Below are 12,270 nucleotides of genomic sequence, written 5' to 3'. Positions count from 1 at the left end.
ACTGGCACTTCGTCCGCTCCAGCGGTATAGACTACCTCATGGGAAGGGAGGTCGTTAAGGTCGACACTGATACCAAGAAGGTGCTCCTCGACAACGGGGAGGAGATAGACTACGACAGGCTTCTCATCTCGAGCGGTGCAAAGCCCAACATAATCCCGCAGTTCAGGAGGGAGAACGTCATAGGCGTCAGAACCCTGGAAGACGCTGAGAGGCTCATGAAGGTGCGCGGGAGGGCAATAATAATCGGCGCCGGACCTGTGGCGGTCGAGACCGCGATAGCCCTGAAGAAACGCGGGGCGGATCCCGTGATAATCTGCCGTTCAAGGATTCTAAGGAGGCTCTTCGACAAGGACATCTCGGACATCATAAGGGACGTGATGATACTAAACGGCGTCAAGGTTCTCTTCGAGAAGAGCATAGACCTAGTGGGCGACCCGGTTGAGGGGGTCAAGGCCCCCTGCGGTGTCATCTACGGCGACATCGTGGTCGCGGCAATCGGCGTGAGACCTAACCTGAACTTCCTCGACGGGAGAATAGCCCTTGGGGACAGGGGTGGCATACTCACGGACGAGAGGATGAGGACGAACGTGGAAGATGTGTACGCAGCGGGGGACTGCGCCGAGACGCGCGACCTAGTAACCGGTCGCTACGGCATCTTCGCCATCTGGCCGCTCGCTAAGGAGCAGGGGAGGGTTGCCGGCTACAACATGCTCGGAGTTGAGAAGCGCTACCGCGGTTCGATAAACATGAACATAATAACAATATTCGACAGGGTCTTCGCGTCCATAGGGACCTTCATCGGGGCGAGGAAGGAGATGTGGCACGGCTCGCACATAGCAAAGCTCTTCATCGAGAATGGTAAACTAAACGGGGCACAGCTCGTTGGTGAATACGCTCTCCAGTACGCTGGAGCCATTGAGTACCTCGTCAGGACGAGGAGGGAGATAAAGATAAACTCGATGAGCGACACTAAGTCCTTCGTGAGGGAGGTATGGAAAAAGATGGAAATCAATCAAAGGACATAGTTTTGAGAGGAATCTCGCCGGCTTCTCTACTTCTTTTCGTGCCGTAGTAAATGTTGAGGATGCCGCGGATCGCCCTCTTAAGAATGAACCCGTGTCTCTCTAGAAGGTCTTTCAGGAGAACCTTCGGCCTCAGATAGAAAGATAGGTAAGCCCTCCTCAGCATCTTTGCGATGCCCTCGGGGGTGAAGTGCTTCAGCTTCATAACTGGGTCGATGGTCGTGTACTTTCTCCAGTTTCTCGTTAGGAGGAGGTTGTTCTGAATCGCGTAGGTCCAGAGTCTCGTTCCCGGATAAGGTGTCGCTATCGTGAACTGGGCGAAGTCAACTCCAACCTTCTTGGCGAACTTTATTGTCGTCTCGACTTCCTCCCTCGTCTCCTCCGGGAAGCCGATTATAAAAGAGCCGAGCGCCTGAAGTCCGGCTTTTTTGGCGGTCTTAACCGCCTCAAGCGACTGTTCTGGTGTTATACCCTTCCCTATGAAGTCCAGCGTTTTCTGGGAGCCTGACTCTATGCCAAAGTAAACAGTGTGGCAGCCCCCGGCTTTCATAGCCTTTGCAACCTTTTCGTTGAACGTGTTCACCCTTGAGGATGCCGTCCAGGTTATGTCAAGTCCCTCCCTCTTTATGGCCTCGGCTATCTTAACGGCCCTAACCTTGTTGAGTGTGAACGTATCATCGAGGAACTCTATCTCCCTCCTGCCGTAATCGTAGCGGAGTATGGAGAGTTCTTCTATGACCCTGTCCACGCTGTGGCCGCGCCACCTCTTCCCGAACTGAAGCGAGGAGGAGCAGAAAGCGCAGTTGAATGGGCAACCCCTGCTCGTCATTATCGTTCCGAAGGGGGTCCATCTGCAACATATTTGCCCATTGGAAGGAGGTCATAAGAGGGGATTGGAATCTCATCCACGTTCTGTATGAGGGGTCTCGGAGGCTCGTTCCGTATTTTGCCGTTTTCTTCCTGATAGGACAGTCCGAGGATACCCTTCAACGAACGGCCCTTGTCGACAGCATCAACGAGTTCCTTGAAGGTGAGTTCACCCTCCCCTCTGACCACCGCATCTATGCACGGGCACTCCCTCATCGTCAGCTCGGGTGTGAACGTAACGTGGGGGCCTCCCATTACGACAAAGACGTTCTCGTTGAGGTTCTTGGCTATCTTTGCAACGGCGTAGGAGTCGTACATGGCCGAAGTGGTGGCGGTTATCCCAACTATGTCCGGGTCGTAGCGTTTTAGTATTTTCATAACGTCTTCAAAGGTTAAGTCCTCGGCTATGCCGTCGATTATCCTGACGTCGTGCTCCTCGCGTATCATTGAGGCGAGGTAAGCCAGTCCCAACGGGGGCCCTGTGGCGCCGACAACCCGCTTTATTGCGCTCTCAGTCGGAGGCATCACGAGGAGAATCCTCAATCCCATCATCCCAGACGTCAGGTTATAGGGTTTTGGAAAAGGGTAAAAAGTTTGGATTAAGCCGAAATTTTGATTTCCTCCTCTGTTATTCTGCAGTTCCAGAGTAAGGCAATTTTCCTCCAAGCCTTGACGTAGCCGACCAAAAACGGTATCTGGACTATTGGGGTTACTGCGGGAGCGATTGCCATAAGGCCCGTTCCTGCCGCTAAAGCTATTGCCATTGCAGTTCCCTCGTTCTTTCCAACTGAGGTGAAGGTTATTGCCATGTGGTCCTTGTAGGGTATCCCCACGGCTTTGTCCACGAAGGTCATGAAGAGCAGTGCGGTGGTGTAGTAGATGACCAGCGGGATTAAGGCCAATCCAACAACGCCAGGCTTGCTGGCTATGAGTTTCGCCTTCTCCATGAATATGAGGAAAACGATGGTGTACATGCCGAGGAGTGAGATTGCTGGGAAGGCCGGCTTAATCCTGAGGAAGCCCTCCGGGCCGAGCTTGCCCATAAGGTAAGCCCTCGTGAGGACGCCGAGTATCATTGGCGTTATGACGACGATTATTATGGTCTTGACGAGGAGCCAGACCGAGATTGCTACGTGGTAGCTTGATGCAAAGACCTTGAGCCACGCCGGGACGGTGACAATAGCCAAGGTGAAGCTCAAAGCTACGACGATGGTCGCGAGCTCGATGTTGCCCTTTGTGAAGCCGGTGTAGGCTATGCTCATTGAGGAGCAGGGGACGACGACCGCCAAGAGAAGCCCGAGAGCGAGCATATGGTCAACCGGGTGGAACAGCTCGGTAAGCCATATCGCGCCATACATGATGAGCGGGGAAATCACGAGACCCATCGTGAGAGCTATAGCTAACTGTTTCCCGAGCTTGGCGCTGTTCTTGAGCTCGCCGAGGCGGAGATTTATCATCATGGGGTATATCATGCTAATGACGACGAGCATGTTGAGGGTCTTGAGCGTTTCGTGGTAGGGCTTGAGGTTTGCGTGCGTTCCGACGTAGAAGCCCGCTACCATCGCAAGCGTAACGTAAACCGGGAGGTATTTATCGAGGTGGTTCTTAAGCTTTAACCAGTTCATTCTTCATCACCACACCTGCACTTTGGTTTTATAAGCAGAACAGGGCGGTAAGTCTTCTTTAGCACGCGCATCGCTGTTGAACCGATGAGTTCCTTGGAAAAGCCGAGCTTCCCATGGGTCGGGAGTATTATGAGGGAGACATCCTCCTCTTCGGCCACCTTAACTATCTCCTCCCACGGAAAGCCGAAGCGGACGAGGGGCTTGACCCTCTCGGCCTTGAAGGCCTTCTTCACGTCCTCTACCTTTGCTTGGAGCTTCTTCATAATCTTGTCCTCAAGCTTCCTCTTCACCTCCTCAAGCTCAAGCTCCTCGTCCTCGTATAGGAGCGAGTAGCCGTTCATGAGGTCTTCAAGGGTTCCCTCGTCGATGACGTGGAGGAGAATAACCTCACCTACTGGAACCTCGTTCGTTTTTTCAAACCGTTTCGCGGCCCTCTCCGAGCCTTCGCTGAAATCCGTCGGGAAGAGCACCTTTCTGAACATTTTACATCACCTGTTAAATTTTTCATTTTATATTATTTTCATGGATTAGGGGAACCTAATGGTTTTTAAAGTTTGCTGAACAGATGTGATTATTTTCATATATCGCAACATTTATAGCTTGAAAAAATATTCACTAGTAAGGTGGCCAAGATGAGAATCGCAATTCCCGCCGAGAATGATAGAGGACTGGAAAGTAACGTCAGTGGTCACTTTGGAAGGGCCAAATACTTTGTTTTTGTTGATATCGAGGACAACGAGATTAAAGGTTATGAAGTGGTTGAGGTTCCCTTCGAGGAGCACAGGCCTGGAGACCTGCCGAGATTTGTGAAGGAGCACGGTGGAGAGGTTGTTTTAGCTTATGGCATGGGAAGGAAGGCTGTGAGCTACTTCAATGAACTCGGAATAACGGTCGTTACCGGTGCCTATGGCCCGATTAAGGACGTTGTTAAGGCTTTCATTGAGCAGGTTCTTGAGGTTGACCGCAACTGGAAGGAGAAGATAGAGCGGGAGAATGGGCACAAAGGAAACTGTGAAAAGCAAGAATAGTTACTCCCCTAAAAGTCCCTTTATAATCAGCTCCGCCGCCTCATCCTCGGTTAGTCCCTTCGCCATGAGCTGGATCAGCTGGGCCTCGTTTATCCTCCCTATCGAGGCCTCGTGCGTGAGTTCCGCCTTGTCGTTCTTTACCCTTAGCAGGGGAATAGTTTGGACATCAGCATTCCCCTTAACTATTTCATGGCACTCGACGTGGCCCTTCGCGTAGTCCCCAAGGCCGTAGGCCTCGTTCACGACGTTGACCCTTGAGTTATCAAAAGCTACAACCGTGCTCTTCAGATTGCCCCTTGAGTGAGAACCATCCAGCAGGAGGACTTCCCTTATCTCGACCGAGTCGTCTTTTACAGCTTTAACCTTCGACGTCAGCTCGGCAACGGCCCCCTCAGCGAGCTTCGCGGTCATCTCAAGCTTAAGCTCCCTCGCGCGGTGCTTTGTGAGACTAAACCTGCCAATGTAGCGACCACAGGTCTCAACATCAATCTCGGTCCTACTAATCATCTTGACACCTCGGCCGTGTATGTGCTCATCCTCATATAGAACGCTTGAGTTCTCGCCAACGGTTATTCTCGATATTGCTTCGTGAGTGAAGTCTTCCGCGTAGGGAAAGATGCAGTGGGACGTGAATTTCACCTTTGAGTTCTTTCCAGTGGTTATGTTGAACTCAACCCTCTGGTAGCCCTCGCCCTTGAGGTAGCCAGTGCAGAGGTGAATTGGGAAGGGAAGCTCCACCCCATTGGCTATCTTAATGTCAGCCCTCACGCCGTTTTCTATCTCCTCGCCCTTTATTTCAACTCCCGGAACGTTGTTGAGGCCGATTATCCTGTCCCCGCTTATAATTATCGCGGCTATCCTGTCCCCGAAGAGCGACTTATCAAGCCCCTCATGCTCGTAGATATCGAGCAGGGCCTCATACTCCTTCACGCGGTCAATCTTTATCGTCATGGCGACCCCTCCACGAAGAGGCACTTTCCGCAGGTTTTTCTGTAGTACTCAACGACCTCCCGCGAGAAGCCCTTCTTGACGAGCCTGCCGGCGCAGAGAAAGTACGCAAAATCAGTTTTTCTGGCTATTTCTTCGTGGTGAGTGATTAGAATAATTGTCGTTCCTGTCTTTTTAAAGCAGTTAAGGAGCCCCTCAATAAGCTCACCCGCAGTTATGTCGAGGCCGGAGTCGGGCTCGTCTAGGATAGCATACCTTGGTTTCAGGAGGAGGAGCGAAGCTAATTCAATCCTCTTTCTCTCGCCGCCGCTGAGGGTTTTGTCTATCATCCTTCCCGCGTAGAGTTTATAAGAGAGACCGACAAGCTCAAGTGCCTCCTTTATCTCGTCTTTCCCAACCTTCAGCTTCCCGCCGAGGGTGAGGTACTCTCTGATTCTTATCCCCTCGTAGCGCGCCGGCTCCTGCCAAGCCATGCTTATTCCCAGTCTGGCTCTCTCAGTAACGTTAAGCCCTGTGATGTCCCTTCCATCGAAGAGAACCTCACCGGAAGTTGGCTTTAGTTCACCCATCAGGATTCTTGCTATCGTTGATTTCCCTGCACCATTAGGTCCGAGTATCGAGTAGCTCATGCCCTCCCTGAAGGTCATGTTAACACCGTGAAGGATTTTCCGACCGTTTTTTTCATACTCAACGTTTCTCAGGCAGAGCATTTTTATCAGCAATTTTTCACATGAATTTTATTTTAATCTTTTGGGTCAAAACTGTCCAGAACCTATGGTTGAGAACAATAACATATGAAAAAAATTTTAAATATAATATGTTAAGATTCCTACAGGTGATGAAAAATGTCAAACGTTGAGGCGCCCATCATAGGAAAAGATGCCCTTGGAAGACCCGTTAAGGATCTGAGCATTATTCCATGGTGGGGAATCGACAGAAAGAAAATAGAATGGTACCCAAAAATAAACTATGATCTCTGTGCCGGATGTGGTATATGCTTTATAACTTGTGGAAGAAGAGTCTTCGACTGGGACAGAGAGAGAGGAAAGCCCGTCGTAGCAAGGCCCTACAACTGTATGGTCGGTTGTTCTACTTGTGCAACACTTTGTCCATGCAATGCCATTGAGTTCCCTCCAAAAGAGTACGTTAAAAAGCTAATCATAGAAAACGGAATTATCAGAAAAGCCTTTGAAATAACGAAACCTCTAACAGAAAAAGCAGAAAACAATAAAGAAAACCCCCAAGAAACTGAAAGTGTCTTTAACCCATAACAACAAGAAAAATCTTGATGGCCATAATATACATGATTATTCCTATCACTTTTTTTACCTGCCCAGAGCTCATTTTGAAGTGCATCAAATGCGTCCCAAGCCAGCCGCCGGCTATAGCCGGAACGGAGACCCAGAGCAAAAGCCTCCAGTCAAGTGTTCCCATACCCCAGTAAGTTAGAAAACCACTCAGCGAGGAGAAGAACACCACAAGAGCTGTTGTAGCTGCCACCTTTTTGGGTTCATAGCCAAGCATTATCAAAGCAGGGCTTATTATCCCACCGCCACCCACCCCAAGGAGACCACCGAGGAAACCGGCTATTCCGCCGATTATTGAACCCTCCACGATGTGGTTTCCCTCCTTTGGCCTTCTCTTCGGCCTGAAGAAAATCATCATCGTTCCGGAGTAGAGGAGAAACGCTATGAAGACCCAGAGGACGTAGACTTTAGGTATTATCTTTCCGGCGTAGGCACCAACCGGAGCCATGGCAGTAGCGACTAGCAGTATTGGAAGGCCGAAGCGGTGGTCTAGCTTACCGTGTTTCAGGTTCTTGAGCGTCGCCGAGAGCATTGAGAGGGTATTTATGAAGAGGCCAGTTGGCTTCGCCGTCATCAGAGGGACGCCTAGCCACGTCATCGTGGGGACTATTGCTATCGCACTGCCAACGCCACCTATGGAGAAGACAACGCTGAGGATAAATGCTATGAGTGCAAGCTCAGGATAGTTCATTAGCCTCACCGGCCGGATGAACGTTAGGTCACTTAAAAGGTTTTTCACTCGTCTTATGACGTTTTGCTGGGCAAAATTTATAAGTGAGACCAAAGTCATGTGAAACAAAAATCGAAGGAGGGATTTTTTTCATGAATTTCGTAAAAAAGTTCAACCCGGCCCTCTTTGCCAGCGTCATGGGAACTGGAGCTGTTAGCATAGCAAGTTACAGGTACTCACAATACTGGGAACCCTTGAAAGATGTGGGAATCGCCTTAACCTATCTTAACGCCGTGCTTTATGTCCTTCTGCTCGTTCCATGGTTGCTCAGGTGGATACTTTACATGAAAAACGCCCTCGACGACCTCAGGCATCCCGCGATGGGACACTTCTACGGAACGAGTGGGGCGGCTACCATAGTCCTTGCGGCGCAGTTTATAGTTGTGCTCCACAACCTTAAGCTGGCGTGGTACCTCTGGCTCTGGGGACTGGTTCTAACATTCATATTTGCCTTCTGGATGTCGTATGAGATTTTCATAGCCGGAGAAGTTGACTTAAAGCACCTTTCGCCTGCCTGGTATATTCCCCCGGTGGCCCTTGTAATAATCCCGTTCGGAGCCGTGTTCATGAGAACAACTAGTGGATACACCAACCAGATGGTCGTTACGGTAAATTACCTCGGCTGGGGCGCCGGGTTCTTCCTATATCTAGTGCTCTACGCTGTAGTCACGTTCCGCTTCATAAGACACGAGCTCATGCCACCACAAATGGCCCCGCTCATCTGGATGAACCTCGGACCGATAGGGGCAAGCATAACAGCGCTCTTCGCCCTCGTAAAGAACTCAACGATACCAATCCCAAGGGAACCTTTCATGGTCTTCGCGTTCTTCCTCTGGGGTCTGGGCTTCTGGTGGCTGGTCATGGCAACGGCGTTAACCATCCATTACGTTAGGAACCTCCATCTGCCCTACAGCACCTCGTGGTGGGCGTTCATTTTCCCGATAGGAGCCTTCACTAACTCAACACTAGACTTAGGAGAAGCATTCCATTTAAACCTCCTGAACGTTTTCGGATTCATTTTGTTATGGCCACTTCTCGGACTGTGGTTGGTCACAGCAATAAAGATGATGGGGCTCAGGAGGACCCCTTCTTAAAACAGAGCTCGTCCCTTTCTTCGAACTCTATCAATCTTTTGAGAACACACTCAAGGGTCGAAAGGTCTGAGAGTATAGCCTCGTAAGTTGCTCTTTTTTCATCGCTCTCAGCCGATTCCAACAGGGATTCCACAACCTTCTTAAGGGGTAAAACCTCCCGCTCTAGCATCTCCTGGGGTTGCTTGAGAAACTTCTCCAGAAAAACTGGAACGGCCGAGAAATACTTGGTTTTACCTTCCTTTCTGTAAGTAACTAAATACTCCCTACTCAAGTTGGAAAGCGCTATTGAGACCGAAGACCTACTGAGACCAGTGCTTTTTGCGAGCTCTGAAATCGTCATGGGTTTGCCATTCATAAGCAGGACGGCGTAAATTTTCCCTTCCGTCCTATTATATCCCCACCTCTCAAGTAGCCTTTCCACGAGCTCAATGAATCTCTTGTTTTGATGTTTTTCTTTTTTCATTGTCATCACCAATAAAAATATTCAACAGATTTGATAATAAAAATTTCGAAAAAAACAAGCAAAAACATCAGGACCCAGTCGCTATTATGGCCCCACCTATCAGTGCAATCCAAGCACCGAGAGTCCAGAAGCCACCATCAAAGGGCATCGTTATTAACGCCAGCAGGGCAATCGTCCAGCCGATAGCGCCTTTGCTCTTCTTGTAGTAGGGAGCAAGGACCATTATGAGAAGGCTTAAAATTATCTCAGTCCAGCCAACGACGCTTGCACTTCCGTAGTGCCATCCGTAGAAGCTCTTGTTGGCCAGAACGAGGATACCATCGAGCAATATCAAACAAGCCCCACATATAGCAGTCCACATTCCAGTTTTGGCCGAGGCCATTTTTCATCACCTCCGGGTTTTCAATTGGAGATTCTCATCATATTATTTAAACTTTTCGGTTATTTTTGATATATCAAACAAAAATGACATAAATGATATATCGAAAAGCTTATACGCATCTATTATCTTAACTAATATTGGAGGTGGCAGACATGAGAGAAAATGAGAGTATTGATACAATCACTGGAGTTATTGAAGAACCTTTTCCAAAGGCGATGAACGGCCCGGGAATAGTGGAAAAACCAGACAAAAAGGGTGGAAATCAGCTTTCAACCGCCCTAACTGCCTTCAAGCTCATCTTGGGGAATCCACTTTCAAGGGCACTTCTGAGACCCATGCTGAAACGCTATGAAATAAACGGGAGAGAGCTACCCGCTCTGTACTGGGCCCTCAGTGTTTATGCTGGAGAAAGCCTGAACGCTCCTATGATGATACGCTTTCAGGCCGAGACGCTCAAGCTTCTCCTCAAACTGGGCATAAAGCTCGCGAAGGGAGATGAAGAAGCCGTCAAAGAGGCCCTGCTGAAGGATCCACACATAAGGCGCGGAATATGGGTCGTTCTGGAGGGAATAGCCAAGTACGGAGTTACGGTACCACAGCGTTTGGCGGGACCTTTCCTAATAGTCTGGAACTTTACCAACATGTGTAACTTCCGCTGCAAGCACTGCTACCAGAGGGCCGACAAACCGCTCCCGAGCGAGCTTTCCTTAGAGGAGAAACTCAACCTCGTTGACCAGCTCGACAAGGCAGGCGTGGCGGCCGTGGCAATAAGCGGTGGCGAACCGACGATACACCCGCACTTCCTCAGAATCGTAAAAGAACTGTCAAGCAGGGGAATCCACACATCGGTTGCCACAAACGGTTGGACCTTCGCCAACATGGAAAACCTCAAGAAAGCTGTTGAGGCAGGTATAAAGTACGTTGAAGTAAGCGTTGACTCAGCAAAGCCCGAGAAACATGATAAGTTCAGAGGAATCCCCGGTGCATGGGAGCACGCTGTGAAAGCCCTTGAAAACGCTGTAGAACTTGGAGTAAGCCACGGAATGGCCGTGGTCATGGACAAAGAAACCTACCATGAAATAGACGACATACTTGATTTGGCCGAAAACATAGGGGTTAAGCGCGTCATATTCTTCAATTTGGTTCCAACGGGAAGGGCAGAGGACATGGTAAAGGTGGACTTATCACCTGAGGAACGCGAGGAGTTCATGAAAGAAGTTTACAGACAGATGAAGAAACGGAAACTTGAGATACTCACAACGGCCCCACAGTACGCGAGGGTTACCCTCTTAGAAAGCCAGGGCAAGAACGTAACGCCTGCGCACTTCTACATCGGAGAGAACAACGCGGTAAAAACTCTCGCCGAGTTCATCGGAGGTTGTGGAGCCGGAAGGATTTATGCAGGCATAGAGCCCGATGGGACAGTTGTTCCCTGTGTATTCCTCCCGTTACCCGTTGGTAACGTCAGGGTTAGGCCGTTCAAGGAGATATGGGAAAACAGTAGGATATTCAACCTCCTCCGCGACAGGGACAACTTCACAGGACAGTGCAGGAACTGCCCATACAGGAACATCTGTGGTGGCTGTCGCGCGAGGGCCTACCACTACACGCTGGACGTTCTCGGTGATGACCCCGGGTGCATAATCAACAAACGCCTCTGGGAGAGCATAGTGAAGCACGGAAAACCAAAAGGAATAACGGAGGTCAACTGGGTAGATGAAAGCGTTATCCTGCGCGGACCAACCCTCTACGTGCCGAGTTACTACAGCGCCGTGGAAGTAACAACGAAGAAGTTGCTTGAAAAGGTAAGCGTTCCTGAAACTGTAAAGGCATGATTCTTTTTCATTCTTTTTCGCAGACTACGCCCTTACCAGCACACCTATCAACCTCGAGTTGAACCGTAACGTGGGTTATCCCAAACTTTTTGAGTCTTTTTTCAGCTTCGTCTATAATTCTCTGAGCCTCGCTAAGGAGCATGTCCTCAACCGAAAGGTGGCATTCAAAATGGATTTCGTTCTCTCCAACGCGCCAGGCGTGGAAGTGGTGGGCGTTCTTAACGCCGGGAATGGACTCAAGCTCGGCTTTTATTGCCTCAAAGTCCAGTTCAGGAGAGGCTTCCATTAGAACCTCGACGCTCTCCCTGAGAACCACATATGCTTCACGGAGAATATAGAGGGATATAAAGACTGTGACGAGCGGGTCAACCCAGCCAACACCGTAGAACCTGATTAACAAACCCCCTATGATAACGGCCACAGAGGAGAGAGTATCGCTCAGCAAGTGGAGATAAGCCGAGCGGATGTTTAGCCCGTGAGCATGATCATGAAGAAGCAGGACCGAGAGAAGGTTCGCAACCAGACCAACAACAGCAATGGGAAGCATTATGGCCGTATCAATCGGCTGGGGGTTCTTAAAGCGTCTGTATGCCTCAACGAGTAGGAAAAACGAAATACCGACCAGAACTGCTGAATTTACAAACGCAACGAGGATTTCAGCCCTCTTGTAGCCGAAGGTGTACTTCTCGTTAGGCTTTCTCTCGGAGATTTTTAAAGCGATGTAGCTTCCAAGCAAACTCATCGAATCGCTGAAGTTATGGAATGAGTCACTCAAGAGTGCTAAACTCCCAGAGAGTATTCCTCCGATGATCTCGGCAATTGTTATGGTAATGTTCAGCACAACGGAGAACACAAGCTTCCGCCTTAACTCGCCCTTATGTTTCACTTTACCACCGGGAAACAATCGGCCAACAATCTAATAATCTTTGCTCACTCTTGAACCCAACCCTTTTTAAAGTAGCACTCCAA

15 protein-coding genes are annotated in these 12,270 nt (G+C 49.7%); 5 read left to right on the top strand and 10 right to left on the bottom strand.

Annotation, left to right across the window (positions count from 1 at the left end; all coding sequences use genetic code 11):
• Nucleotides 1–1,025, top strand: a 1,025-nt coding sequence (locus MVG27_RS03270) for an NAD(P)/FAD-dependent oxidoreductase (protein ID WP_297556156.1), incomplete at its 5' end; no start/stop codon positions are given.
• Here the strand turns inward: MVG27_RS03270 and MVG27_RS03265 are convergent.
• From MVG27_RS03265 to MVG27_RS03250, 4 genes are read right to left on the bottom strand one after another with little or no spacing between them, the layout of a single operon-like run.
• Nucleotides 1,009–1,851 (bottom strand): radical SAM protein, encoded by an 843-nt coding sequence (locus MVG27_RS03265; RefSeq protein ID WP_297551257.1) that lies wholly within the window; start codon nt 1,849–1,851, stop codon nt 1,009–1,011. The genes MVG27_RS03270 and MVG27_RS03265 overlap by 17 nt on opposite strands.
• Complete coding sequence (locus MVG27_RS03260) at nt 1,851–2,441, bottom strand: cobalamin-dependent protein (protein WP_297556155.1); 591 nt, start codon at nt 2,439–2,441, stop codon at nt 1,851–1,853. The genes MVG27_RS03265 and MVG27_RS03260 overlap by 1 nt, the downstream gene beginning before the upstream one ends.
• Before the next feature lie 47 nt (nt 2,442–2,488).
• Nucleotides 2,489–3,514, bottom strand: coding sequence for an arsenic resistance protein (locus MVG27_RS03255; protein WP_297551261.1), 1,026 nt, complete (start codon nt 3,512–3,514; stop codon nt 2,489–2,491).
• Nucleotides 3,511–3,996 (bottom strand): universal stress protein, encoded by a 486-nt coding sequence (locus tag MVG27_RS03250; protein WP_297551263.1) that lies wholly within the window; start codon nt 3,994–3,996, stop codon nt 3,511–3,513. Before MVG27_RS03250 ends, MVG27_RS03255 begins: the two co-directional genes overlap by 4 nt.
• 150 nt (nt 3,997–4,146) lie before the next feature.
• Between MVG27_RS03250 and MVG27_RS03245 the strand changes: the two genes are divergently transcribed.
• Nucleotides 4,147–4,542 (top strand): NifB/NifX family molybdenum-iron cluster-binding protein, encoded by a 396-nt coding sequence (locus tag MVG27_RS03245; protein ID WP_297551265.1) that lies wholly within the window; start codon nt 4,147–4,149, stop codon nt 4,540–4,542.
• Here MVG27_RS03245 and MVG27_RS03240 read toward each other — a convergent pair whose 3' ends face one another.
• Complete coding sequence (locus tag MVG27_RS03240; RefSeq protein ID WP_297551267.1) at nt 4,543–5,493, bottom strand: SufD family Fe-S cluster assembly protein; 951 nt, start codon at nt 5,491–5,493, stop codon at nt 4,543–4,545.
• Nucleotides 5,490–6,200: an ABC transporter ATP-binding protein gene (locus MVG27_RS03235; RefSeq protein WP_297551269.1), complete on the bottom strand. Its 711-nt coding sequence runs from the start codon at nt 6,198–6,200 to the stop codon at nt 5,490–5,492. The genes MVG27_RS03240 and MVG27_RS03235 overlap by 4 nt, the downstream gene beginning before the upstream one ends.
• Nucleotides 6,201–6,335: 135 nt before the next feature.
• Here MVG27_RS03235 and MVG27_RS03230 point away from each other — a divergent pair, with 135 nt between their 5' ends.
• Entirely contained in the window at nt 6,336–6,761 is a 426-nt protein-coding gene (locus MVG27_RS03230; protein WP_297551270.1) for a ferredoxin family protein, read from the top strand.
• On the opposite strand, the gene MVG27_RS03225 is transcribed toward MVG27_RS03230, so the two are convergent.
• Entirely contained in the window at nt 6,751–7,488 is a 738-nt protein-coding gene (locus MVG27_RS03225) for a sulfite exporter TauE/SafE family protein (RefSeq protein WP_297551366.1), read from the bottom strand. The two genes, MVG27_RS03230 and MVG27_RS03225, sit on opposite strands and share 11 nt — an antisense overlap.
• A 131-nt stretch (nt 7,489–7,619) precedes the next feature.
• On the opposite strand from MVG27_RS03225, the gene tdt reads away from it, so the two are divergent.
• Complete coding sequence (gene tdt, locus MVG27_RS03220; protein WP_297551272.1) at nt 7,620–8,621, top strand: tellurite-resistance/dicarboxylate transporter; 1,002 nt, start codon at nt 7,620–7,622, stop codon at nt 8,619–8,621.
• Here tdt and MVG27_RS03215 read toward each other — a convergent pair.
• Both MVG27_RS03215 and MVG27_RS03210 read right to left on the bottom strand, forming a co-directional pair.
• Complete coding sequence (locus MVG27_RS03215; RefSeq protein ID WP_297551368.1) at nt 8,602–9,090, bottom strand: helix-turn-helix domain-containing protein; 489 nt, start codon at nt 9,088–9,090, stop codon at nt 8,602–8,604. The two genes, tdt and MVG27_RS03215, sit on opposite strands and share 20 nt — an antisense overlap.
• A 61-nt stretch (nt 9,091–9,151) precedes the next feature.
• On the bottom strand, nt 9,152–9,466 hold the full coding sequence (locus MVG27_RS03210; protein ID WP_297551274.1) for a hypothetical protein: 315 nt from the start codon (nt 9,464–9,466) through the stop codon (nt 9,152–9,154).
• 152 nt (nt 9,467–9,618) lie between these two features.
• Between MVG27_RS03210 and MVG27_RS03205 the strand changes: the two genes are divergently transcribed.
• Nucleotides 9,619–11,301 carry a radical SAM protein gene (locus MVG27_RS03205; RefSeq protein ID WP_297556153.1) on the top strand — a complete coding sequence of 561 codons (1,683 nt, stop codon included), beginning with the start codon at nt 9,619–9,621 and terminating at the stop codon, nt 11,299–11,301.
• A 7-nt stretch (nt 11,302–11,308) separates the two neighbouring features.
• On the opposite strand, the gene MVG27_RS03200 is transcribed toward MVG27_RS03205, so the two are convergent.
• Complete coding sequence (locus MVG27_RS03200; RefSeq protein ID WP_297551278.1) at nt 11,309–12,187, bottom strand: cation diffusion facilitator family transporter; 879 nt, start codon at nt 12,185–12,187, stop codon at nt 11,309–11,311.
• Between the last annotated feature and the right edge of the window lie 83 nt (nt 12,188–12,270).

The organism is Thermococcus sp., from assembly GCF_027011145.1.
Classification (GTDB): Archaea; Methanobacteriota_B; Thermococci; order Thermococcales; family Thermococcaceae; genus Thermococcus.
Note: the sequence above shows the minus strand (reverse complement) of the source record. Positions and strands in the feature narration are given on the sequence as shown.